We start from the raw sequence: 22,003 nt of genomic DNA, 5'->3' as shown, positions 1-22,003 counted from the left end.
GCAGGGCCGTGTCTTCGTCTTTCAGGGGCGCGGGGAACCGCGCGATCAGCCCCCACCCACCCGCGCCCGAACAACCACCTTCCCGCAGTCACGCCGTCGCAGCCGGTGGTGGTGCCAACTGCCTCGCCAACCACGTCGGTACCCCTCCCAGAAGCCGGAACAACCGCCCGGCCTCCTCGCGGAGTCGAGACGCCTCCGGGTCGGATTCTGTGTCGGCCAGGGAGACGAGCGCGGGGGCGGTGCCGACCAGGTAGCCCAACTCCTCGCGGATGCGGAGGGATTCGGCGAAGCCGTGACGGGCCTCGGCCAACTCGCCGTCACGGAGGGCCAGTCCGGCGAGATGGCGCCAGGTGAAGGACTGCAGGAGCAGGTCGCCGTGGGCGGTGGCGCCGGCGTGGGCACGGCGGTAGGCGGCGCGGGCGGCCTGCGGGGAGCGGGCGAGGTTCTCGGCGAGGACGCCCCGGCGGAAGTCGAGCAGGGCCCGGCCCGGCGCGCCGGGGGCGATCAGGGCCGCCGCCCGGCCGAGCGCGGCCCGCGCCTCGTCGGAGCGGTCCCGTACGCCGAGCAGCGTGGCGGCGTACGCCAGTTGGCCGCGCTCACAGGCCGCCGCGCCCCGCTCGTCGTCGCTCTGGGCCTGCGCCTCGGCCGTGCGCAGCGCGTCCTCGGCCTCCTCCCAGCCCTGCTCGGTGTAGAGACAGCGCTCGACGAGCAGCGCGGTCCGCTGGAGCGAGGCCTGTGGGGTGACGGGCTCGATGAGGGCGGCCGCGTCGACCCAGCAGGCGCGTGAGCGCAGCCGCCATACCGCGGTCTGGAGTGGATCGTCACCGGCGGTCGTTCCGTTACCGGACATGGCGGTATGCGCCACGTTGCCCTCCCCGAGCACGCCTTTGAGCTTTGAGTGGTGGCCGCATCTCAGCACGAATCCCCGGGCCCGGCCAAGGGGGTGGGTGAAGGAATTCACAAAGTCATGGGGTGCGGACGGCGCATATGGATCTTCGCCCACACCCCCATGACCTCAGCTCATGCGCAGTGCCAGGAAGAAGTCCAGCTTGTCCTCCAGCCGGGAGAGGTCCCGGCTCGTCAACTGCTCGATGCGGCCCACCCGGTACCGCAGCGTGTTGACGTGCAGGTGGAGGCGCGCCGCGCAACGCGTCCAGGAGCCGTCGCACTCCAGGAACGCCTCCAGGGTCGGGATCAGCTCGGCGCGGTGCCGGCGGTCGTAGTCGCGCAGGGGGTCGAGGAGACGGGCCGTGAAGGCGCGGCGTACGTCGTCGGGGACGAAGGGCAGGAGCAGGACGTGTGAGGCCAGCTCCTGGTGGCCGGCCGCGCACACCCGGCCGGAGCGGGCCGCCGCCACCCGGCGGGCGTGCCGGGCCTCCTCCAGGGCGCCGCGCAGCCCCTCGGCCGAGTGCACGGCCGCGCTGACGCCGACGGTGAGCCGTCCGTCGTCGTCGAGGCCGGCTGTCAGCGGCTCCCGTACGGCCGCGAGGAGCGTGTCGGCCAGGATGCCGGACTCGGAGCCGTCGTGTTCCGTGGCGATCGCCGGGAGGGGGACGAGGGCGATGGCCTCCTCACCCGTGTGGGCGACGGCGATGCGGTCCGAGGGCTCGGGGCCCGTCGCCAGGGGATCGACGAGGATCTCCTCCAGGAGCGCCTGGGTGACGGGGCCGCCGTCGACGTCCGCGCCGTCCCACTCGACCCGGGCCACGACGACCTGCCAGTGCGGTGCGGTCCCGAGGCCGGGCAGCAGCACCGGCGCGGCGACCCGCAGCCGGGCCGCGATCTCGGCGGGGACGGCCCCCGCCTGCACCAGCTCCAGGATCTCCTGGGCGAGCCGTCGCCGTACCGTACGGGCCGCCTCGCGGCGGTCCCGCTCGACCGCGATCAGCTGGGCGACGCCGTACAGCAGGTCGAGCCGCTCGGCGGGCCAGTCCCCGGCGTCGGCCTCGACCGCGAGGAGCCAGTCGGACAGCACCGTCTCGCGGACGTCACGGGCCCCGCCGGGCGCGCGGCCCGTGCTGCTGATCGGGAAGAGCGAGTACGTGGTGGTGCCGACGGCCACGCGGTGCGGGCCGCGCCGCCCCGTGCGGGTCGCCGCCAGGTGCTCGGCGGACAGCCGCGCGCACAGCTCGGCGGGGAGGGCGGGCCCGCCGACCTTGGGGCCCGCGATGAGCCGGCCGGCGGGGGAGAGCACCCAGGCCCTGAGGTCCAGGTCGGAGCCGAGCAGGTCCAGGACGACGTCCGGGCCGCCGCCCGCCGGGCCGGAGGTCATCATCCGGCGGTGGCGGTCCACCACGGCCGCCAGATCCCCGGCGCGCTCGCCGGAGACCTGGCGTACGACGTGCTCGGTGATCGTCGCGAAGGCCACCGACTCGTTGACCGCGAACAGCGGCAGCCGGTGCCGGGCGCAGGCCACGACCAGGTCCTCCGGGATGTCGCCCAGCTCGGCCTCGCCGGCGGCCAGGGCGGTGACCCCGGCACCGACCAGGAGCCGTACGAAGGGTTCGGAGTCGGCGGCGTCGCGGTGCCAGGCGAGGCCCGTGAGCACCAGCTCGCCGCCGGAGAGGTAGCGGCTGGGGTCCCTGAGGTCGGTGGTCATCACACCGCGCACGGTGCGGTCCAGCTCGTCCTCGCCGCCGAGCAGCCGCAGACCCAGCGCGTCGGTGTCCAGCAGTGCGCGCAGGCGCATTCTCGTCGCCGCCGTTCTTGTCTAGAAAACAACGTTCGGTTCGCCCGGGAAGCGTGTCCGTGACTTCCGGAGGAGGGTGGTCGTGAAGGCCGGGGGGCCCCGCGTGTGTGCGGGATGTTTCCAGCACAAAACGAAGAGGGTGCTGATGACGTGCGTTCATACGAATCTACAAGATGCGCCCCCTGGCCAGCCAACTCCTTCATGTTTTCCGTGACTGACAGGGGTGGAGGAGCGCGCTGTGTACTGAAGCTCGATACACCTGAACAGCGCATGGACGAGCCGGGCCCGCCGCACACGATCTGGCTCAAACGAGACGACCACAAGACGAAGAAGAGAGCCGGTCGCATGGACTTCCTTCGCCCCGCCAGCTGGGAGGAGGCGCTCGCCGCGAAGGCCGAGCACCCCACCGCTGTGCCGATCGCCGGCGGCACCGATGTGATGGTCGAGATCAACTTCGACCACCGTCGGCCCGAGTATCTGCTCGACCTGAACCGCATCGGCGATCTCCACGAGTGGGAGGTCGGTGAGGAAACGGTTCGTCTGGGTGCGTCCGTCCCGTACACCCGGATCATGGAGGACCTCCGTCCCGAGCTGCCCGGCCTCGCCCTGGCCTCGCACACGGTCGCCTCCCCGCAGATCCGCAACCGCGGCGGCGTCGGCGGCAACCTCGGCACCGCCTCCCCGGCCGGCGACGCCCACCCGGCCCTCCTCGCGGCGGGCGCCCAGGTCGAGGCCCAGTCCGTGCGGGGCACCCGGCTCATCCCCATCGACGACTTCTACACCGGCGTCAAGCGCAACGCCCTCGCGCCGGACGAGCTGATCCGTGCCGTGCACATCGACAGGGCGGACGGCCCTCAGCAGTACTCGAAGGTCGGCACCCGCAACGCCATGGTCATCGCCGTGTGCGCCTTCGGGCTGGCCCTGCACCCGTCGACGCGCACCGTCCGTACCGGCATCGGCTCGGCGGCGCCGACCCCCGTCCGGGCCGAGGCCGCCGAGGAGTTCCTGAACGCGGCGCTCGACGAGGGCGGCTTCTGGGACAACGGCAGGATCATCACCCCGTCGGTCGCCAAGCAGTTCGCGGACCTGTGCGCCGGCGCCTGCAACCCGATCGACGACGTCCGGGGCACCGCGAGCTACCGCCGCCATGCCGTCGGAGTCATGGCCCGCCGCACGCTGATGTGGACCTGGGAGTCGTACCGCGGCACCGCCCGCGTCTCGGAGGGAGCTGCGTAATGCGCGTCAACTTCACGGTCAACGGCCGTCCACAGGAAGCCGACGACGTGTGGGAGGGCGAGTCCCTGCTGTACGTGCTGAGGGAGCGGCTGGGACTTCCGGGTTCGAAGAACGCCTGTGAGCAGGGCGAGTGCGGCTCGTGCACCGTCCGGCTGGACGGCGTACCGGTGTGTTCGTGTCTGGTCGCGGCCGGGCAGGTGGAGGGCCGCGAGGTCGTCACCGTCGAGGGGCTCGCGGACTTCGCCAAGCAGCGTGCGGAGCACGGTGGTTGTGCGTCCGGCGCGTGCGGCACGCCTGGTACGGGCGGGACCTCGCTCGACGCGGCCAAGGAGTGGGCCGCGAGGGGCACCGACTCGCAGACCGGCGAAGGCGGTGAACTCTCCCCGATCCAGCAGGCGTTCATCGACGCTGGAGCGGTCCAATGCGGCTTCTGCACGCCGGGTCTGCTCGTCGCCGCCGACGAGATGCTGGAGCGCCACCCGAACCCGAGCGACGCGGACATCCGCGAGGCGCTGTCGGGCAACCTGTGCCGCTGCACCGGCTACGAGAAGATCATGGACGCGGTCCGCCTCGCGGCCGCCCGGCAGTCCGAAGGGGTCTGAGCATGGGAACCACCGGCCTGCCCACCAACATCACCCAGGGCTCCCGCACCAAGGGCGGTATCGGCGAGTCCACGCTCCGCCCGGACGGCACCCTCAAGGTCACCGGCGAGTTCGCCTACTCGTCCGACATGTGGCACGAGGACATGCTCTGGGGCCAGATCCTGCGCTCCACGGTCGCCCACGCCGAGATCGTCTCCATCGACACGGCCGAGGCCCTCGCGACCCCCGGCGTCTACGCCGTCATGACGTACGACGACCTGCCGACCGAGGTGAGGACCTACGGCCTGGAGATCCAGGACACCCCGGTCCTCGCCCACGGCAAGGTCCGCCACCACGGCGAGCCCGTCGCGATCGTCGCCGCGGACCACCCGGAGACCGCCCGCCGCGCCGCCGCCAAGATCAAGGTGGAATACCGGGAGCTGCCGGTCATCACCGACGAGGCCTCCGCGACCGCGCCGGACGCGATCCTCGTCCACGAGGGCCGCGACGACCACCACGTCGGCCATGTCTCCCACCCGAACATCCTCCACCGCCAGCCGATCATCCGAGGTGACGTCGCGGCGGCCCGTGAGCGCGCGGACGTGATCGTCGAGGGCGAGTACGTCTTCGGCATGCAGGACCAGGCCTTCCTCGGCCCCGAGTCCGGGCTCGCCGTGCCCGCCGAGGACGGCGGCGTCGACCTCTACGTCGCCACCCAGTGGCTGCACTCCGACCTGCGCCAGATCGCGCCCGTGCTCGGCCTGCCCGAGGACAAGGTCCGCATGACGCTGGCCGGTGTGGGCGGTGCCTTCGGCGGCCGCGAGGACCTGTCGATGCAGATCCACGCCTGCCTGCTCGCACTGCGCACCGGCAAGCCGGTGAAGATCGTCTACAACCGCTTCGAGTCCTTCTTCGGCCACGTCCACCGCCACCCCGCGAAGCTGTACTACGAGCACGGGGCGACGCGCGACGGCAAGCTCACGCACCTGTCGGCCCGCATCGTCCTGGACGGCGGCGCGTACGCCTCCGCCTCCCCGGCCGTCGTCGGCAACGCCGCCTCGCTCGGCGCGGGCCCGTACGTCGTCGACGACGTCGACATCGAGGCCATCGCCCTCTACACCAACAACCCGCCCTGCGGCGCGATGCGGGGCTTTGGAGCGGTCCAGGCGTGCTTCGCGTACGAGGCGCAGATGGACAAGCTGGCGGCGAAGCTCGGCATGGACCCGGTGGAGCTCAGGCAGCTCAACGCCATGGAGCAGGGCACGCTCCTGCCGACCGGCCAGGCCGTCGACTCCCCGGCCCCGGTCGCCGAACTCCTGCGCCGCGTCAAGGCGATGCCCCTCCCGCCCGAGCAGCAGTGGCTCACCGCCGGCGAGGCGGCGGACGTACGCCAGCTGCCGGGCGGCCTCTCCAACACCACGCACGGCGAGGGCGTCGTACGGGGTATCGGCTACGCGGTCGGCATCAAGAACGTCGGGTTCTCCGAGGGCTTCGACGACTACTCGACCGCCCGCGTCCGTATGGAGGTCGTCGCCGGCGAACCCGTCGCCACCGTCCACACCGCCATGGCGGAGGTCGGCCAGGGAGGCATCACCGTCCACGCGCAGATCGCCCGCACGGAGCTGGGTGTCACCCAGGTGACGATCAACCCGGCTGACACGCAGGTGGGTTCGGCCGGTTCGACGTCCGCGTCGCGTCAGACGTACGTCACGGGCGGCGCGGTCAAGAACAGCTGCGAGCTGGTGCGGGAGAAGGTACTGGAGATGGGCCGCCGCAAGTTCGGCACCTACCACCCCGCCTGGGCGACCGCCGAACTGCTCCTGGAGGGCGGCAAGGTCGTCACCGACGGTGGTGAGGTGCTGGCCGACCTGGTCGACGTCCTCGACGACGAGGCCGTCGAGGTGGAGGCGGAGTGGCGGCACCGGCCGACCGAACCCTTCGACCTCCGCACCGGGCAGGGCTTCGGCCACGTCCAGTACTCCTTCGCCGCGCACCGGGCGGTCGTCGAGGTCGACACCGAGCTGGGCATGGTCAAGGTCATCGAACTGGCCTGCGCCCAGGACGTCGGCAAGGCCCTCAACCCGCTGTCCGTGGTGGGCCAGATCCAGGGCGGCACGGTCCAGGGCCTCGGCATCGCGGTCATGGAGGAGATCGTCGTCGACCCGAAGACCGCGAAGGTCCGCAACCCCTCCTTCACGGACTACCTCATCCCCACGATCCTCGACACGCCGACCATCCCCGTCGACGTGCTCGAACTCGCCGACGACCACGCGCCGTACGGGCTGCGCGGCGTCGGCGAGGCGCCCACTCTGTCGTCGACTCCGGCCGTCCTCGCGGCGATTCGGGATGCGACGGGGCTGGAGCTGAACAGGACGCCGGTACGCCCGGAACATCTGACGGGTACGGCGTAGTTCGGTTCGGGCCGCGTATGAGCTCGGGGGGTGCGGTTCGTCGGCGGGTGCGGGTGGGATGTGGTTGCTCGCGCAGTTCCCCGCGCCCCCTTAAAAGCACCGGGCGCGACCTATGCCGGTCAGGGGCGCGGGGAACTGCGCGACCAGCCCCCCACCCACCCGTACCCGCCGACGAACCCGAACCCCCGAGCTCAGAGGCAGCCGGTCAAGCACCGCAGGTACCACGTCTCGGGCCGTCCCCCGGGTCGGGCACCTTCCCAAAACCCGCCGAAGCCCAGTGCGACGGCCGGGTGCCCCTGTGAACCTTGGGAGAAGGCCCACATGACCCAGCAGTCACTCCAGCCGAAGGCCACAGCCGAGGACGCGACCGCGGAACCCCCCGTCCCCGCCGGCAGGCCCTGGCTCGACCGGTACTTCCACATCACCCACCGAGGATCCTCCGTCGCCCGAGAAGTCCGCGGCGGTGTCACCACCTTCATGGCGATGGCGTACATCCTCCTGCTCAACCCGCTCGTCCTGTCCGGCCCGGACGCCGCCGGCGCCACCCTCGGCCAGAAGGCCCTGATCACGGCGACCGCGCTCGCCGCGGCCGTCACCACGCTCCTCATGGGCTTCGTCGGCAAGGTGCCGCTCGCCCTCGCCGCCGGCCTCTCCGTCTCGGGCGTCATCGCCTCGCAGGTCGCCCCCCGGATGACCTGGCCGCAGGCGATGGGCATGTGCGTGATGTACGGCGTGGTCATCATGCTCCTGGTCGTCACCGGCCTCCGTGAGATGATCATGAACGCCATCCCACTGGCGCTGAAGCACGCGATCACCATGGGTATCGGCCTGTTCGTCGCCCTGATCGGCTTCTACAAGGCCGGCTTCGTGCACCAGGGCAAGGCGACCCCGGTCGCCCTCGGCCCGAACGGCGAACTCGCCGGCTGGCCCGTCCTCCTCTTCGCGGTCACCCTGCTCGCGATCTTCATGCTTCAGGCGCGCGGCGTCCCCGGCGCGATCCTGCTGGGCATCGTCGGTGGCACGGTCCTCGCCGTGATCCTCAACGCCCTAGGCGTCATCGACCCCGGGCAATGGGCCGGTGGCGCACCGGAGTTGCACGGCGGCGCGGTCTCGATGCCCGACTTCTCGCTCCTCGGTCACGTCGAGTTCGGTGGCTGGGGCGATGTCGGAGCGATGACGGTCGGCCTGATCGTCTTCACCCTCGTACTCGCCGGGTTCTTCGACGCGATGGCCACCATCATCGGCGTGGGCACGGAAGCCGGGCTGGCCGACGACAAGGGCCGGATGCCGGGCCTGTCCAAGGCGCTGTTCATCGACGGCGCGGGCGGCGCGATCGGCGGCGTGGCCGGCGGCTCGGGCCAGACGGTGTTCGTCGAGTCGGCGACCGGGGTCGGCGAGGGTGCCCGTACGGGCCTCTCCTCCGTCGTCACCGGCCTGTTCTTCGCGGCCTGCCTGTTCTTCACGCCGCTGACGGCGATCGTCCCCGGCGAGGTCGCGGCCGCCGCCCTTGTCGTCATCGGCGCCATGATGATGACGACCGCCCGACACGTCGACTGGTCCGACCGCGCCACCGCGATCCCGGTCTTCCTGACCGTCGTGATCATGCCGTTCACCTACTCCATCACCGCGGGCGTCGCGGCCGGAGTCATCTCCTACGTCGCCGTCAAGCTCGCCCAGGGCCGGGCCCGGGAGATCGGCGCGTTCATGTGGGGCCTGACGGCGGTCTTCCTCGTCTTCTTCGCCCTCAACCCGATCGAGGGCTGGCTGGGCGTGCACTAGGGCCCGCCTGGCAAGTACCGTCCGCGCAACCGTTGCCTGTAAGGAGACCGACAGATGCTGGACATCGCCGAAGAGCTGCACCGGTGGGTCGAGCAGGGACGTGACTTCGCCGTGGCCACCGTGGTGGCCGTAGGCGGCAGCGCGCCCCGCCTGCCCGGCGCCGCCCTCGCGGTGGACGCCGAGGGCACGGCGATCGGCTCGGTCTCCGGCGGCTGCGTGGAGGGTGCCGTCTACGACCTGTGCCAACAGGCGTCGGCCGACGGGAAACCGGTCTTCGAACGCTTCGGCTACAGCGACGAGGACGCCTTCGCCGTCGGCCTGACCTGCGGCGGAATCATCGACATCGTCGTGATGCCGGTACGGGTGGGCGACCCGGTCCGCCCGGTCGTCGCCGCCGCGCTGTCCGCCGCCGCGAGCGGGGAGGCGGCGGCCGTGGCCCGGATCGTCTCCGGCCCGGCGGACCTGCGGGGGCTCGCCCTGCTGGTCCGCCCGGACGGCTCGTACGACGGCGGCTTCGGCGCCCACCCCGAACTGGACCGCACGGTCGCCGCCGAGGCCCGCGCCCTCCTCGACACCGGCCGCACCGGCACCCTGGAGATCGGAGAGCAGGGCTCACGTTGCGGAGCACCGCTCACCGTCCTGGTCGAATCCTCCGTTCCGCCGCCCCGGATGATCGTCTTCGGTGCGATCGACTTCGCCTCGGCCCTCGTCCGCATCGGCAAGTTCCTCGGCTATCACGTCACCGTCTGCGACGCCCGCCCCGTCTTCGCGACGCGCACCCGTTTCCCGGAGGCCGACGAGATCGTCGTCGAATGGCCCCACAAGTACCTGGAGCGCACCTCGGTGGACGCCCGCACGGTCCTCTGCGTCCTCACCCATGACGCCAAGTTCGACGTCCCCCTCCTCCAACTCGCCCTACGACTCCCCGTCGCCTACATCGGCGCCATGGGCTCCCGCCGCACCCACCTCGACCGCAACACCCGCCTCCGCCAAGTCGGCGTCACCGAACTGGAGCTGGCGCGACTCCGCTCACCCATCGGCCTCGACCTGGGCGCCCGTACGCCGGAGGAGACGGCCCTGTCCATCGCCTCCGAGATCGTCGCCCACCGGCGTGGGGGAAGCGGGGTCCCCCTGACCGGGGCGCACACGCCGATCCACCACGACGGCACCCCCGGCGTCACGGAACTGCCGAGCCTTCGGATTTCCTGAACGTGAACCCGACCCGGACCCGAACCGGTGACTTGACCCCCGGGGCGGCAGGGGTGACCGTGTGCGATACGGCAACGGCACAACGGGGGCGGACAGTTGAGCGCGGTGAGCATCGAAGAGGGCCCGGGCGGGGGCATGGACGAGGGTCCGGACGGTCGTACGGGCCCGGATGTGGGCGACAGCCGTTCGGGTTCGGGCGGGGCAGGCGGTGCGGACGACGGCCGTGCGGACTCCGCCGGGAACGCGGACGACGGCGGTGCCGGCCCGGGCGCGGACGACGGTACGACCGAGGCGGGAGCCGATGGCACCCGTGACAAGCGGCGGCTGTCGACGGCGGCGACGACCGCGCTGGGCCTCTTCCTCCTGGCCGACGTCGTCTTCGTCTGCGGCGCCCTTGTGACTCTCTGGCCGGTGGTGCTCGCGACGGTCGAGCCCGGGGCGGAGGCGACGGCCACGGCGCGCTGGTCGCCGTTCGGCTTCGGCGACTGGGCGCTGACGGCCGACACCGCGATGCTGCTCGCGGTCGTCGTGTGCAGTGCGCTCGGAAGCTTCGTCCACGCGGCCACGTCCTTCGCGACGTACGTCGGCAACCGGCGGCTGTACGCGAGCTGGCTGTGGTGGTACCTGCTGCGCGCCGGTATCGGCGTGGCCCTCGCCCTCCTCGTCTATCTCCTGCTGCGCGGCGGCCTGTTCGCCGGCAGCTCCGGCGCCGGGGCGACCAACCCGTACGGCTTCTCCGGCATCGCCGGGCTCTGCGGGCTGTTCTCCAAGCAGGCCACCGACAAGCTGCGCGAGATCTGCGACACCCTGCTCAGCACGACGGGCGACGGCGACCGCGACCGCCGCGACGGCCTGGCGACCGCCCCCCGGAACGGGGACCCCGGCACGTCCTGACCGGCCCCCGCCTTCGGGCTCTTGGCCGCCTACTCCGGCTTGCGCGCCAGCACGTACGCCTGGGGGGTGGTCGCCGTCGGTCCGTCGGCCTCCCGTACCAGCCGCGCCGCCTCGATGAACCCGGCGTCCCCCAGCAGCTCGGCGATCAGCTCCGGTGGGAAGCGGTAGACGTCGAGGGCGAGGTCGTGGCCGTACGCGTGCGTCAGGTGCACGGACTCGTCGCCGACCTTGTAGGCCATCGCGAGGAGGCCGCCGGGGGCGAGCACCCGGTGGAACTCGTCGAATACCGCCGGGAGTCCGGCGGGCGGGGTGTGCACCGTGGAGTACCAGGCGAGGGCGCCGGCCAGGGAGCCGTCCTCGAAGTCGAGCGCGGTCATCGTGCCGACGTCGAACCGGAGCCGGGGGTGGGCCCAGCGGGCCACGGCGATCATTTCCGGCGAGAGATCGATCCCGCAGATGTCGAGCCCCAGCGAGGCCAGATGCCCGGTGATCCGCCCCGGGCCGCACCCCAGGTCCGCGACGCGTCCGCCCCCGGCGTCCAGCACCCGCTCGGCGAACACTCCCAGCATGGCCCGCTCGAACGGGCTGTTCGCCAGCTCGTCTCTCAGCAGCTTCTCGTAGTCGGCGGCGACAGTGTCGTAGGACTCCCGGGTGGTGTGCGGGCGGTGTGTGGTCATGGTTCGGACAGTAGCCGGGGGGTCTGACAACGGCCCCGATCACCGGCCGGGGGTGGGGACCGCGAGGCTCAGTTCGTGTCTTGCCCGTCGGCCGCCAACAGCCCGTCCATCGCCCGCCCGAACATCCGCCGTGCCAGCCAGGCCAGCGGCCGGTCGCAGAACACCGGCAGCCACCGCACCCGCAGATCCTCGCGCCACACCACACGGCACGCGCCGTCGCCGTACGGGTGCACCTCGATCTCGGCCCACCCGGTGACGAACGAACCGTGCTTGACGAGGAGGCACCTCCCCACCACCTCCTCCCCCTCCGGCGGCTGCCAGACCGCGACCTCCATCGGGTCGTCGAAGGCGAGCGGGCCGATGCCGCTATGGGCCACGAACACCGTGCCCTCGCCGGTCGGCGGCGGCGTGCGCACGGTGACGCGGGTCAGGGGGACGACGTCGGCGTGCCGGGGCCAGTCGGTGAGGCGCTGCCAGGCGTGGTCGGCGGGGAGGGGCGAGAGGCGTTCCAGGGCGAAGAGGACCACGAAGTTGATCATAAGTGGACAACCGGGGATGTGGCGGACGCGGCGGAGGGCCGTCGCCCCGTGAGCCATCCCTGGCAGGGCGCCGCTGTTCGGGACTCACACGTCCAGCAACTTCCGCGCCGCCACCGGCATCCCCGTCTCCAACGACCGGTTCGCCGCCAGCCCCGTCACCAGGGACCGAGCCCCGTCCACGGCGTCGGCCGCCCGCCCCAGCTCGTCCGGGACGCGCTCGCCGAAGAGGTCGGTCAGCATCCGTACATCCCCGCCGCCGTGCCCGCCCTCGCCGGTCGTCACCTTCACCTCGCGCGGCCGCTCCCAGAACCGGCGGACCAGCAGCTCCGTCCGGCCGGCCCCGTCCTCGGCCTCCACTCCGTGCAGGACCGGGCTCGCGCCGGTCGTACGGACGTGGGGGCGCGTCCAGGTCGACTCCTCGACCAGCAGCTCGATGCGGCCCTCGCTGCCGTTGAAGGCGATGCGGTAGCCCTCCCAGGGGGCGTACGCGGTGAGGTGGTAGGTCAGGGTGGCGCCGGAGGCGTAGCGGACCAGGACCGCCATGTCGTCCTCAATGGTCACGCCGGGGCCGAAGACGTTCTGGTCGCGGTGGTAGCCGTCCTCCCGTTCGGCGTCCAGGTACAGGGAGGTGAGGACGGGGGAGTCCTTGAGGTGGAGGGCGAACGGGTCGTCCTCGGCCGCCGGGACGCCGTGGGCGCGGGTGTAGTCGCGGGCGAGGCCCCGGCGACGGCCCGCCTCGTCGCCGTAGAAGAAAAGGCCGCCCTGGGCGAAGACGGTCTCGGGGCGGGTGCCGAGCCACCAGTTGACCAGGTCGAAGTGGTGGGTCGACTTGTGGACCAACAGGCCGCCGGAGTTGGCCTTGTCCCGGTGCCAGCGGCGGAAGTAGTCGGCGCCGTGCCGCAGATCGAGCAGCCACTCGAAGTGCACCGAGCCGACCTCGCCGATCTCACCGCTCGTGATCAGTTCGCGTACGGCCGAATGCACCGGGTTGTAGCGGTAGTTGAAGGAGACACGCACCTCGTGGCCCGTCCGCCGCCGGGCCTCCAGGATGCGGTGGGCGCGCTCGGCGTCGGTGGTCATCGGTTTCTCGGTGACCACGTCGCAGCCCGCCTCCAGCGCGCGGACGATGTAGTCGTCGTGGGACCGGTCCATGGTGCAGACCACGACCAGATCGACCCGCTCGCGCCGCAGCATCTCGTCGAACTCCTCGGCCGCGTACGCCGGTACGGGCGGGCGGCCCGGGTGGTCGGCCGCGATCCAGGAGTTGTGGACGGCCATGCGGTGCGCGTTCGTGTCGCAGAAGCCCACCAGTTCGATCCGCTCCGCGAAGGGTCCCGTCAGCGCCTCGGTGAACATCCGCGCGCGGGCCCCGAGACCCACCACGGCGGCGCGACGGTGTCCCATGGAGGTGGTGCAGGGGTCTTGTTGTGACATCCGGACCTTCCCTAGGGTCATGCGAGGGGGGAAGCGCTTTCTAGTGAAAGAGGTGACCCACTCATGCCCGGAAACAGGACGAGGAAGTCCTGCGCGACGGCCGTGGTCCTCGCCCTCTGCGCGGCGCTCGCGGGCTGCTCGGGCACGGACGAGGCGACCGGCGTGGGCGGCAAGGCGGTCCTGCGGTACACCTGGTGGGGCAATCCGGACCGGGCGGCCAGAACCCAGGCGGCCGTCGAGCTCTTCGAGAAGCAGAACCCGGGGATCGACGTCCAGACCTCCTTCGCCGGCTACGAGGCCTACAAGCAGAAGCTCGCCACCCAGGCCGCCGGCGGCGACGCGCCCGACGTCATGCAGCTCGACTACCGGATGATCGACCAGTACGCCTCCGGGGGTGTCCTCCTCGACCTCGCCGAACAGCGATCCGCCCTGGACACCGGTGAGTTCGAGCCGGGACTCCTCGCCACCGGCAAGGTGGACGGCAAGCAGTACGCCGTACCGCAGGGTCGCGGCACCGAGACCATGGTGTACGACACGGAGAAGTGGCAGGCCGCCGGCGTCGAACCGCCCCGGGTGGGCTGGACCTGGAGCGAATGGGCCGACGCCATGCGGAAGGTGGCGGAGGAGACGGGGGTGCCCGGCGGCACCGACCCCGGCCAGAGCGAGGACGCCTTCGAGGTCTGGCTGCGCGGCCAGGGCAAGTCCCTGTACACCGGCGACGGGCAACTCGGCTTCGACGCCGACGACTTGACCCGCTGGTGGAGCTTCACCGACACACTGCGCCGCGAGGGCGTCGTCTCGTCCGCCGAGCAGACCACCCAGATCGACGGCACGGTCGAGAACACGCCGCTCGGCCGGGGCAAGGCCGCCTCCGACGTCAACTGGGACGCTCCCGCCAGCGGTTATCTCGCGCTCGTCCCCACCGGGATCTCCCTCGCCCCCATGCCGGCCGGCGAGGACGGCACACCCGGCCAGTACTTCAAGCCCTCCATGTTCATGGGCGTGGCCGCCGACTCCGGTCACCCCGAGGAATCCGCCCGGCTCATCGACTTCATGCTCAACGACAGGGAGGCCGCGAAGATCCTCGGCGCGACCCGGGGCATCCCCGTCAACGAGTCGATCCGCGAGGACATCGCGGCCGACCTCAAGGACTTCGACAAGACCATCTACGACTACCAGGCCACGGTCGAAGGAAAGCTCAACCCGCCGCCTCAGGCGCCCCCTTCGGGCGACAGCGCACTGCAGACCACCTTCCAGCGCGACTACGACCAGGTGTCGTACGAGCGGATGTCCCCCCGTGAGGCCGCCGAGAACTACATCACCGAGGCGAAGGCGGAGCTGAGGTCATGACCACCACGCAATTGCCGACCACCGCACGCCAAAAGGGAGTTGTCCCGACCGGCGGACCCGCCCGGCGACGCCGCCGCGAGGGCGCGGCCTGGGTGTTCCTGTCCCCCTGGGTGCTCGGGGCCTGCGTCCTGACCCTGCTCCCGATGGCCGTCTCGCTCTACCTCTCCTTCACCGACTACGACCTGTTCAACGCCCCCAACTGGGTGGGCCTGCGCAACTACACCCAGATGTTCACCGAGGACCCGCGCTACTGGCGCTCGGTGGTGGCGACCCTGACGTACGTCGTCATCGCCGTACCGCTCCAACTGGCCCTCGCCCTCCTGGTGGCCCTGGCCCTGAAGAACATGAGGCGCGGCCGGGGCTTCTACCGCTCCGCCTTCTACGCCCCCTCGCTCCTCGGCGCCTCCATGTCCATCGCCCTGGTCTGGCGGGCGATCTTCAACGACGGCGGCACCGTCGACAACCTCCTCGGCACCGGCGGCTGGGTCAACCGGCCCGGCTGGGCCCTGCTCGCGGTGGCCCTGCTCACGGTGTGGCAGTTCGGCGCCCCGATGGTCATCTTCCTCGCCGGACTCCAGCAGATCCCGGGGGAGTTGTACGAGGCGGCCGAGGTGGACGGGGCGGGCACCTGGCGCCGGTTCGCGTCGATCACGGTGCCGATGCTGTCGCCCGTGATCTTCTTCAACCTGGTCCTCCAGACCATCCAGGCCTTCCAGGTCTTCACCCCGGCCTTCGCGATCAGCGCCGGCAAGGGCGGCCCCGCCGACTCCACGCTCTTCTACACCCTCTACCTCTACGACCGGGGCTTCGTCGCCTCCCACATGGGCTACGCCTCCGCCATGGCCTGGGTTCTGCTGCTGGCCATCGGCGCGGTCACCGCGATCCTGTTCCGCACGTCCCGCTCCTGGGTCTTCTACGCCTCCGAGGGGGACCGATGACCACCACCACGACCACCTCGACTCCCGTCGCCCGCAAGCCGATCGCGTGGCGACGTGTGGCCCTGCACATCGGCTGCCTGGCCGCGCTCCTCGTCATGCTGTACCCGCTGGCCTGGCTCCTCGCGACCTCCGTGAAGCCGGCGAACGAGGTCATCGCCAGCCTCGACCTGCTGCCCAGCCGTTTGGAATGGTCCAACTACGAGACGGCGCTCGACGGCGTGAACGACGTGTCGGTCGGCCGACTGCTCGGCAACTCACTGCTGATCGCCGGCGGCGCGGTCGTCGGGAACGTCCTGTCCTGCTCTCTGGCCGCGTATGCCTTCGCCCGCCTGCGATTCCGCTTCCGTGGACCGCTCTTCGCCTTCATGATCGCGACGATCATGCTGCCGCATCACGCCGTGCTGATCCCGCAGTACATCATCTTCAACCAGCTCGGCATGGTGAACACCTACTGGCCCCTGATCCTGCCGAAATTCCTCGCGACGGAGGCCTTTTTCGTCTTCCTCATCGTGCAGTTCATGCGCGGACTGCCGAGGGAACTGGAGGAGGCGGCACGGATCGACGGATGTGGACCGTTCCGGAGTTTCTTCCTGGTGATTCTTCCGCTGACCAGGCCCGCCCTGATCACCACCGCGATCTTCACCTTCATCTGGACCTGGAACGATTTCTTCACCCAGCTGATCTACCTCTTCTCGCCCGAGAAGTTCACCCTGACCCTGGCCCTCAGGTCCTTCGTCGACGCGTCGAGCACCTCGGCCTTCGGCCCGATGTTCGCCATGTCGGTGATCGCCCTCCTCCCGATCGTGCTGTTCTTCCTCGCCTTCCAGCGATTCCTGGTGGAGGGCATGGCCAACTCCGGGATCAAGGGATGAGGGGGGACAAGGGATGAGCGCCCTGCGCACGAACAAGGAAGCGGGCGAGATCTTCGGGCCCCGTATGACGCTGTTCGCGGACGTGCTGAGCGTGGGGATCGCCGTGGCGGTGGTGAGCCTCCCGCTGGTCACCCTGCCCGCGGCGCTCTCCACGGCCTGCGCGGTCCTGCGGGGCGTACGGGAGGACCGTCCGGCCACGGCCGGACGGTTCCTCGTGGCGCTACGGCGACGGCTGCGGCCCGGCGACCTGGCCGCCGGGCTCGTGGCCCTCACGGGCCTGGTCCTCGTCCTCGCCGACCTGGCCCTCGCCGGCGCCGGACTCCCGGGCGGCCGCGCCTTCGCCCTTCTCGCCGCCGCCATCGGCGCCTGCGCCGCCGTGGTGGGCCTGCGCGCCTGCGGACGCCCCGAGTCGGTCGACGACTGGCCCGCGGCGGTGCGGGGAGCGGCCCGGGACGCGGTGCGTGATCCGGGCGGCAGCGGGCTGGTCGTCCTGGCCGTGGCGGCGGCCGCGTTGAGCGCCTGGATGCTGCTGCCGCTCGCGTTCCTCGTACCGGGGCTGCTGGCTCTGGCGCTCACCGCCGTCGACGTACGGGAAAAAGAGGTCGCCCCTGGGAGCGGCGTGTGATGGGGTGACGGCCGGTGTGTCCGACGGGGGCGAGTGACGGTGAACAGACGGCGGTGGAAGAAGCTGTCGGCTCGGCTGACTCTGGCCGCGAGTGGCGGTGACCATCGCGTCGTCGGCCAGTTGCTGCGGTCCAAGCTGCACCCGGACACGGCGGACGCCGAGGGCACGACACCGCTGTACGCGGCGTCCGTCCACGGTTCCACCGCCGCGGTCCGGCGTCTGCTGGCCGGCGGGGCCTCGCCCGACCTGGAGAGCGGACACGGCACGGAAGGCACACCGCTGTGCGCGGCCGCGTGCTGGGGCCACACCGAGACGGTCCGCGCACTGCTCGCCCACGGCGCCGACCCCGACCTCCGTGAGGACCACGGCACGGGCTGGTCGCCCCTCGACTGGGCGGAGCACGGCTCCCACACGGAAACGGCGGCCCTGCTGCGCGCCGCGGGGGCCCGCCCGCGCGAGGGGGCCCCGTGACGCCGCCGCACGCCGGCGGACGGTGACCGAACCCGGCCAGGTCTCAGAACGCGTACGGCCCGAACCGTCCCCAGGCCACCACGGCCGCCAGGACCAGCAGCACCAGACTCGGGACGGTCTCCTTGGTCTCCTTGCGGCGGAGATGGAAGGCGGCCGCGCCGAGCATCGTGACGACGAGGCCGGTCGCCGCGAGCGGGACGAACACCGGGGCTATGTCGAGGACGGCCGGAAGGATCAGGCCGACAGCGCCCAAGGCCTCCAGCGCGCCGATGGTCTTGACCATGCCCGGGGAGAACTCCTCGGCCCAGGTCATGCCCGAGGCCGCCAGCTTCTCCTTGGACTGGGTGGTCTTCATCAGGCCGGCGGCGAGGAAGGCGGACGCGAGGAGGCTCGCGATGATCCAGAGGGTGATGTTCATGGCGGACTCGTCCCGTTTGTGGGTTGAATGTTCAAGGGAAGTGGGGGTTCAACGTAGGGCTGTGCGAGTTGAAGCGTCAAGTCATTCCGTTCTTGATCACTTGAGGCGGCACGTAAAGTGGGCGTCATGGAGACACCGCAGCAGTCGCGTTGGCTGACCGATGAGGAGATGCAGATCTGGCACGTGCTCGCCGGGGTGATGGTCAGACTCCCGAGCGCGCTCGACGCGCAGCTGCAGCGGGATTCGGGGATCAGTCACGTGGAGTACCTGGTGATGGCGATGCTGTCCCAGACCGACGAACGCACCCTGCGGATGAGCGAATTGGCCGCCTACGCCGGTTCGTCGCTGTCCCGGCTGTCCCATCTCGTGAAGCGGCTGGAGAAGAGCGAATGGGTGCGCCGTGCGCCGGACCCCTCCGACGGGCGCTACACGCTGGCCATCCTCACGGACGCCGGATACGCCAAGGTCGTCGAGAGCGCGCCGGGCCACGCCGACGCCGTACGGCGCTATGTGTTCGACGTGCTCAGCAAGACGCAGCAGCGGCAGTTGCGGGACATCGGGCGGCGCATCTGGCAGACCGTCGCACCGGACGATCACTGCCTGTTGCCGCCGAACTGACGGCTCGCTGCCCCCTCACGCGGCGGCGGTTCACAGCTGAGGGCTCAGTGGTCCGGCGGCGGGCCCGTCGTGCCGCGGACCTCCAGGGTCGGTGTGGTCAGGACGACCTTGGCGGGGCGGGTCGGGTCGGCGATGCGGTCGAGCAGGCACTGGGCGGCGCCGCGGCCGACGTCGTGGCTGGCGTTGTCCACGGTGGTGAGCCAGAGGTGGCGCAGGCGTGAGACGTACGTGTTGTCGTAGCCCACGAGGGAGAGGTCGCGCGGCACCTTCAGGCCCAGCTCCTCGGCGGCGGAGAGGGCGCCCACGCAGGCCATGTCGTTGAACGCCACGATGGCGGTGGGGCGCTGGGGAAGGCTGAGCAGCCGGACCGTGGCGCGGTAGCCGCCCTCCTCCGTCAGGTCGCCACGCTCGACGGCCGCCGTGTCGGCCAGCCCGTGCTCGCGCATGACCGTCTCGAAGCTGCGGCGGCGCAGCGCGCCGACCACGCCTTCACCCGCGATGTGCGCGATACGCCGGTGCCCGAGGCCGATGAGGTGCTCGGTGGCGAGGCGGGCGCCGTGCTGGTCGTCGCCCGCGACGACGTCCACATGGGGGAGGGTGGGCTCGCGGGCGCCCGCGACCACGGTCGGGATGAGCCCGGCCGCCGTGCGCAGGGCCTCGGACGGGGGCAGGGTGCCGACCGCGATCAGACCGTCGACCCGCAGTTCGGTGAAGGTGTGGGTGAGGTCCTCGCCGAGCCGCCGGTTGAGATGGCCGTCGGCCAGGAGCATGCGCAGACCGTTGTCGTGCAGCCGGGAGTTGAGGCCGTCCAGCAGCTCGACGAACCAGGGGTTGCGCATGTCGTTGAGGAGGACGCCGACCGTGCGCGTGCGGCGCTCGCTAAGGCTGCGCGCTGCGGCGTTCGGCCGGTAGCCCAGCTCGTCCACGGCCGTCAGCACGGCCTCCCGCTTCTCGGCGCGCACCTGGTCGGAGCCGCGCAGCACCAGGGAGACCAGTGACTTCGACACGCCGGCCCGCTCGGCGACATCCCGGATGGTCGGAGGTCTCATGACGTGGACCGTTCCACAGCCGCGGTGCCCTTGTCAAAGGGGTCTGCAAGGGGTTGACAGCAGCGAAGACGGCCTCGCAGAGTGGGCGACGTACGCTTCTGGACCGGTCCAAACATGGCCCGGTGATTCTCTTGGCGATTCCGGTGATTCCGGTGAAGGTCCGAGGAAGGGCAGTCATGGTGAGTGCGCTCGGTGTCGCGGTCGTGGGGTTCGGCTGGATGGGACGGGTGCACACCCAGGCGTACGCCCGCGTGCCGCACCACTTCCCGCAGCTGCCTGTACGGCCCGAGCTGGTCACGGTCGTCGAGGAGGTGCCCGGTCGCGCCGAGGAGGCGGCCGAGCGGTTCGGGTTCGCCTCGACCGCCCGGGACTGGCGTGAGGTGGCCGCCGACCCCCGGATCCAGGCGGTCAGCATCACCGCGCCGAACTTCCTGCACCGGGAGATCGGCATCGCCATGGCCGAGGCGGGCAAGCACATCTGGATCGAGAAGCCGGTCGGGCTCACCGCCGCCGACGCCCGGGCCGTGGCCGACGCCGTCGCCAAGGCCGGCGTCCAGGGCACGGTCGGCTTCAACTACCGCAACGCGCCCGCCGTCGCCGCCGCCCGCGAGCTCATCGCCGCCGGTGAGATCGGCACGGTCACGCACGTCCGGATCCGTCTCTTCAGCGACTACGCCGCCCACCCCGAGGGCGCTCTGACCTGGCGGTACGAGCGTGAGCGCGGCGGGAGCGGCGTCCTCGGCGACCTCGCCTCGCACGGCGTGGACCTCGCCCGTTTCCTGCTCGGCGACCTCGCCTCCCTCACCGCCGACACCGCGATCTTCGTCCCCGAGCGGGCCCGGCCCACCGGCGCCACCGCCGGGCACACCCGCGCCTCGGGCGGCGAGCTGGGCCCCGTCGAGAACGAGGACTACGTCAACTGCCTGCTCCGCTTCGCCTCCGGCGCCCGCGGCGTGCTGGAGGCCTGCCGGGTCTCCGTCGGCGAGCAGAACAACTACGGCTTCGAGATCCACGGCACCGAGGGCGCCCTCTTCTGGGATTTCCGCCGTATGGGTGAACTGGGCGTCAGCAAGGGTGACGCCTACCAGGACCAGTCCGTCCACACCCTCTTCGTCGGCCCCGGCCACGGTGCGTACGCCGCGTTCCAGCCGGGCTCCGCCAACGCCATGGGCTACGACGACCTCAAGGTGGTCGAGGCGTACAACTTCCTGCGCTCCGTCGCCGAGGGCACCCCGCACGGCACCACCCTGGCCGACGCCGTGCACAGCGCCACCGCGCTGGACGCCATGAGCCGCTCCGCCGAAACCGGGGCGTGGGTGAACCTCTGAGGCCTTGGACCGCTGCCGGCGCCGAACGAGCCCTGTGAAGCGTTCCAGGCCCTGAACTTCCCTTGCCCCGGCGTCAGCTGCGGACGAGCAGCTGGAAGTCGAAGGAGTAGCGCGAGGCCCGGTAGACATGGGTGCCGTACTCGACGGCGCGCCCGGTGTCGTCGTACGCCGTGCGCTGCATGGTGAGGAGTGCGGCGCCCTCCGGTTCGCCGAGGCGCTCGGCCTCCTCGGGGGTGGCGATACGGGCGCCGACGCTCTGGTGGGCGCTGTGCAGGGTGATGCCGGCGTTGCGCATCATCCGGTACAGGCCCGTCGACTCCAGGCGTTCGGTGTCGAGGTCCAGCAGCCCGGCCGGGACGAAGTTCGACAGGAACGCCACCGGCTGGCCGTGCGTGAGACGCAGCCGTTCGAAGAGGTGCACCTCGGCGCCCTCGGCGATGCCCAGGGCGGCCGCGACCTCGGCGGAGGCCCGCCGGATCTCGCTCAGCAGCACCTTGGTCGTGGGCTGCAGGCCGGCCTCCTCCAGGTCGTCGTACAGGCTGCTCAGTTCCAGCGGCCGTTTGACCTGGCTGTGCACCACCTGCGTGCCGACGCCCCGGCGGCGGACGAGCAGGCCCTTGTCGACGAGCGACTGGATGGCCTGCCGCACGGTCGGCCGGGACAGGCCGAGCCGGCCCGCGAGCTCGATCTCGTTGCCCAGCAGGCTGCCCGGGCCGAGCGCACCGTGCTCGATCGCCGACTCCAGCTGCCGGGCCAGCTGGTAGTACAGCGGCACCGGGCTGCTCCGGTCGACGCTGAGGCCGAGACTCCCTGTACTCCCCGTAGTCGCGCTGGTCACGCCCATGAGGGTATCCGTCCGTCCGGATGACAGGAACCCCTGTCATC

General features: G+C 71.3%; 21 protein-coding genes. 13 read left to right on the top strand and 8 right to left on the bottom strand.

Going from position 1 to position 22,003, the window contains the following annotated elements:
• Window positions 1–88: 88 nt before the first annotated feature.
• Together JIX56_RS08965 and JIX56_RS08960 are read right to left on the bottom strand one after the other, a co-directional pair.
• Window positions 89–865, bottom strand: a complete 777-nt coding sequence (locus tag JIX56_RS08965) for a hypothetical protein (RefSeq protein WP_257538247.1) — start codon at window positions 863–865, stop codon at window positions 89–91.
• Window positions 866–1,015: 150 nt separating this feature from the next.
• Complete coding sequence (locus JIX56_RS08960) at window positions 1,016–2,689, bottom strand: PucR family transcriptional regulator (RefSeq protein ID WP_257538246.1); 1,674 nt, start codon at window positions 2,687–2,689, stop codon at window positions 1,016–1,018.
• Between the two features lie 345 nt (window positions 2,690–3,034).
• Between JIX56_RS08960 and JIX56_RS08955 the strand changes: the two genes are divergently transcribed.
• The 6 genes from JIX56_RS08955 (at window position 3,035) to JIX56_RS08930 (ending at window position 10,799) form a co-directional block, all read left to right on the top strand.
• Window positions 3,035–3,925, top strand: coding sequence for an FAD binding domain-containing protein (locus tag JIX56_RS08955; protein WP_257538245.1), 891 nt, complete (start codon window positions 3,035–3,037; stop codon window positions 3,923–3,925).
• Window positions 3,925–4,527, top strand: coding sequence for a (2Fe-2S)-binding protein (locus JIX56_RS08950; protein WP_257538244.1), 603 nt, complete (start codon window positions 3,925–3,927; stop codon window positions 4,525–4,527). The genes JIX56_RS08955 and JIX56_RS08950 overlap by 1 nt, the downstream gene beginning before the upstream one ends.
• A gap of 2 nt (window positions 4,528–4,529) precedes the next feature.
• Window positions 4,530–6,917, top strand: coding sequence for a xanthine dehydrogenase family protein molybdopterin-binding subunit (locus JIX56_RS08945; RefSeq protein ID WP_257538243.1), 2,388 nt, complete (start codon window positions 4,530–4,532; stop codon window positions 6,915–6,917).
• 321 nt (window positions 6,918–7,238) lie between these two features.
• Window positions 7,239–8,696, top strand: coding sequence for an NCS2 family permease (locus tag JIX56_RS08940; protein WP_257538242.1), 1,458 nt, complete (start codon window positions 7,239–7,241; stop codon window positions 8,694–8,696).
• Between the two features lie 54 nt (window positions 8,697–8,750).
• Window positions 8,751–9,905, top strand: a complete 1,155-nt coding sequence (locus JIX56_RS08935) for an XdhC family protein (protein ID WP_257538241.1) — start codon at window positions 8,751–8,753, stop codon at window positions 9,903–9,905.
• A gap of 105 nt (window positions 9,906–10,010) precedes the next feature.
• A complete protein-coding gene (locus tag JIX56_RS08930; protein ID WP_257538240.1) occupies window positions 10,011–10,799 on the top strand; it encodes a hypothetical protein in 789 nt (262 codons plus the stop codon).
• A gap of 29 nt (window positions 10,800–10,828) precedes the next feature.
• Here JIX56_RS08930 and JIX56_RS08925 read toward each other — a convergent pair whose 3' ends face one another.
• From JIX56_RS08925 to JIX56_RS08915, 3 genes are all read right to left on the bottom strand, one after another.
• Entirely contained in the window at window positions 10,829–11,476 is a 648-nt protein-coding gene (locus JIX56_RS08925; protein ID WP_257538239.1) for a class I SAM-dependent DNA methyltransferase, read from the bottom strand.
• Window positions 11,477–11,544: 68 nt separating this feature from the next.
• The gene (locus JIX56_RS08920; RefSeq protein WP_257538238.1) at window positions 11,545–12,003 is read right to left on the bottom strand and encodes an SRPBCC family protein; all 459 of its coding nucleotides are present in this window, start codon (window positions 12,001–12,003) and stop codon (window positions 11,545–11,547) included.
• Between the two features lie 96 nt (window positions 12,004–12,099).
• Window positions 12,100–13,449: a Gfo/Idh/MocA family protein gene (locus JIX56_RS08915; RefSeq protein WP_257538237.1), complete on the bottom strand. Its 1,350-nt coding sequence runs from the start codon at window positions 13,447–13,449 to the stop codon at window positions 12,100–12,102.
• A gap of 63 nt (window positions 13,450–13,512) precedes the next feature.
• Between JIX56_RS08915 and JIX56_RS08910 the strand changes: the two genes are divergently transcribed.
• From JIX56_RS08910 to JIX56_RS08890, 5 genes are read left to right on the top strand one after another with little or no spacing between them, the layout of a single operon-like run.
• The gene (locus JIX56_RS08910; protein WP_257538236.1) at window positions 13,513–14,799 is read left to right on the top strand and encodes an ABC transporter substrate-binding protein; all 1,287 of its coding nucleotides are present in this window, start codon (window positions 13,513–13,515) and stop codon (window positions 14,797–14,799) included.
• A complete protein-coding gene (locus JIX56_RS08905) occupies window positions 14,796–15,737 on the top strand; it encodes a carbohydrate ABC transporter permease (RefSeq protein WP_257538235.1) in 942 nt (313 codons plus the stop codon). Before JIX56_RS08910 ends, JIX56_RS08905 begins: the two co-directional genes overlap by 4 nt.
• The gene (locus JIX56_RS08900) at window positions 15,734–16,609 is read left to right on the top strand and encodes a carbohydrate ABC transporter permease (RefSeq protein WP_257538234.1); all 876 of its coding nucleotides are present in this window, start codon (window positions 15,734–15,736) and stop codon (window positions 16,607–16,609) included. Before JIX56_RS08905 ends, JIX56_RS08900 begins: the two co-directional genes overlap by 4 nt.
• 13 nt (window positions 16,610–16,622) lie before the next feature.
• Entirely contained in the window at window positions 16,623–17,234 is a 612-nt protein-coding gene (locus JIX56_RS08895) for a hypothetical protein (protein ID WP_257538233.1), read from the top strand.
• 39 nt (window positions 17,235–17,273) lie between these two features.
• Window positions 17,274–17,705, top strand: a complete 432-nt coding sequence (locus JIX56_RS08890; protein WP_257538232.1) for an ankyrin repeat domain-containing protein — start codon at window positions 17,274–17,276, stop codon at window positions 17,703–17,705.
• Window positions 17,706–17,748: 43 nt separating this feature from the next.
• On the opposite strand, the gene JIX56_RS08885 is transcribed toward JIX56_RS08890, so the two are convergent.
• Window positions 17,749–18,123, bottom strand: coding sequence for a DoxX family protein (locus JIX56_RS08885; protein WP_257538231.1), 375 nt, complete (start codon window positions 18,121–18,123; stop codon window positions 17,749–17,751).
• Window positions 18,124–18,249: 126 nt separating this feature from the next.
• Here JIX56_RS08885 and JIX56_RS08880 point away from each other — a divergent pair, with 126 nt between their 5' ends.
• Entirely contained in the window at window positions 18,250–18,741 is a 492-nt protein-coding gene (locus tag JIX56_RS08880; protein WP_257538230.1) for a MarR family winged helix-turn-helix transcriptional regulator, read from the top strand.
• A gap of 44 nt (window positions 18,742–18,785) precedes the next feature.
• Here the strand turns inward: JIX56_RS08880 and JIX56_RS08875 are convergent, their stop codons facing one another.
• Window positions 18,786–19,790, bottom strand: coding sequence for a LacI family DNA-binding transcriptional regulator (locus tag JIX56_RS08875; RefSeq protein ID WP_257538229.1), 1,005 nt, complete (start codon window positions 19,788–19,790; stop codon window positions 18,786–18,788).
• A 176-nt stretch (window positions 19,791–19,966) separates the two neighbouring features.
• Here JIX56_RS08875 and JIX56_RS08870 point away from each other — a divergent pair, with 176 nt between their 5' ends.
• Window positions 19,967–21,118 (top strand): Gfo/Idh/MocA family protein, encoded by a 1,152-nt coding sequence (locus tag JIX56_RS08870; RefSeq protein WP_257538228.1) that lies wholly within the window; start codon window positions 19,967–19,969, stop codon window positions 21,116–21,118.
• Window positions 21,119–21,191: 73 nt separating this feature from the next.
• Here the strand turns inward: JIX56_RS08870 and JIX56_RS08865 are convergent, their stop codons facing one another.
• Window positions 21,192–21,962: a GntR family transcriptional regulator gene (locus JIX56_RS08865; RefSeq protein ID WP_257538227.1), complete on the bottom strand. Its 771-nt coding sequence runs from the start codon at window positions 21,960–21,962 to the stop codon at window positions 21,192–21,194.
• Between the last annotated feature and the right edge of the window lie 41 nt (window positions 21,963–22,003).

Origin of the sequence: Streptomyces sp. CA-210063 (assembly GCF_024612015.1) — a bacterium.
Lineage (GTDB): Bacteria > Actinomycetota > Actinomycetes > Streptomycetales > Streptomycetaceae > Streptomyces.
This window is presented reverse-complemented; position numbering and strand designations above follow the sequence as displayed.

Excerpts from the sequence above, each read along its gene's own strand:
- JIX56_RS08960 (WP_257538246.1), bottom strand. The coding sequence starts at position 2,689 with ATGCGCCTGCGCGCACTGCTGGACACCGACGCGCTGGGTCTGCGGCTG.
- JIX56_RS08885 (WP_257538231.1), bottom strand. The coding sequence starts at position 18,123 with ATGAACATCACCCTCTGGATCATCGCGAGCCTCCTCGCGTCCGCCTTC.
- JIX56_RS08910 (WP_257538236.1), top strand. The coding sequence starts at position 13,513 with ATGCCCGGAAACAGGACGAGGAAGTCCTGCGCGACGGCCGTGGTCCTC.
- JIX56_RS08905 (WP_257538235.1), top strand. The coding sequence starts at position 14,796 with ATGACCACCACGCAATTGCCGACCACCGCACGCCAAAAGGGAGTTGTC.
- JIX56_RS08875 (WP_257538229.1), bottom strand. The coding sequence starts at position 19,790 with ATGAGACCTCCGACCATCCGGGATGTCGCCGAGCGGGCCGGCGTGTCG.
- JIX56_RS08940 (WP_257538242.1), top strand. The coding sequence starts at position 7,239 with ATGACCCAGCAGTCACTCCAGCCGAAGGCCACAGCCGAGGACGCGACC.
- JIX56_RS08945 (WP_257538243.1), top strand. The coding sequence starts at position 4,530 with ATGGGAACCACCGGCCTGCCCACCAACATCACCCAGGGCTCCCGCACC.
- JIX56_RS08880 (WP_257538230.1), top strand. The coding sequence starts at position 18,250 with ATGGAGACACCGCAGCAGTCGCGTTGGCTGACCGATGAGGAGATGCAG.
- JIX56_RS08865 (WP_257538227.1), bottom strand. The coding sequence starts at position 21,962 with ATGGGCGTGACCAGCGCGACTACGGGGAGTACAGGGAGTCTCGGCCTC.
- JIX56_RS08935 (WP_257538241.1), top strand. The coding sequence starts at position 8,751 with ATGCTGGACATCGCCGAAGAGCTGCACCGGTGGGTCGAGCAGGGACGT.
- JIX56_RS08915 (WP_257538237.1), bottom strand. The coding sequence starts at position 13,449 with ATGTCACAACAAGACCCCTGCACCACCTCCATGGGACACCGTCGCGCC.
- JIX56_RS08870 (WP_257538228.1), top strand. The coding sequence starts at position 19,967 with ATGGTGAGTGCGCTCGGTGTCGCGGTCGTGGGGTTCGGCTGGATGGGA.
- JIX56_RS08925 (WP_257538239.1), bottom strand. The coding sequence starts at position 11,476 with ATGACCACACACCGCCCGCACACCACCCGGGAGTCCTACGACACTGTC.
- JIX56_RS08900 (WP_257538234.1), top strand. The coding sequence starts at position 15,734 with ATGACCACCACCACGACCACCTCGACTCCCGTCGCCCGCAAGCCGATC.
- JIX56_RS08955 (WP_257538245.1), top strand. The coding sequence starts at position 3,035 with ATGGACTTCCTTCGCCCCGCCAGCTGGGAGGAGGCGCTCGCCGCGAAG.
- JIX56_RS08950 (WP_257538244.1), top strand. The coding sequence starts at position 3,925 with ATGCGCGTCAACTTCACGGTCAACGGCCGTCCACAGGAAGCCGACGAC.
- JIX56_RS08895 (WP_257538233.1), top strand. The coding sequence starts at position 16,623 with ATGAGCGCCCTGCGCACGAACAAGGAAGCGGGCGAGATCTTCGGGCCC.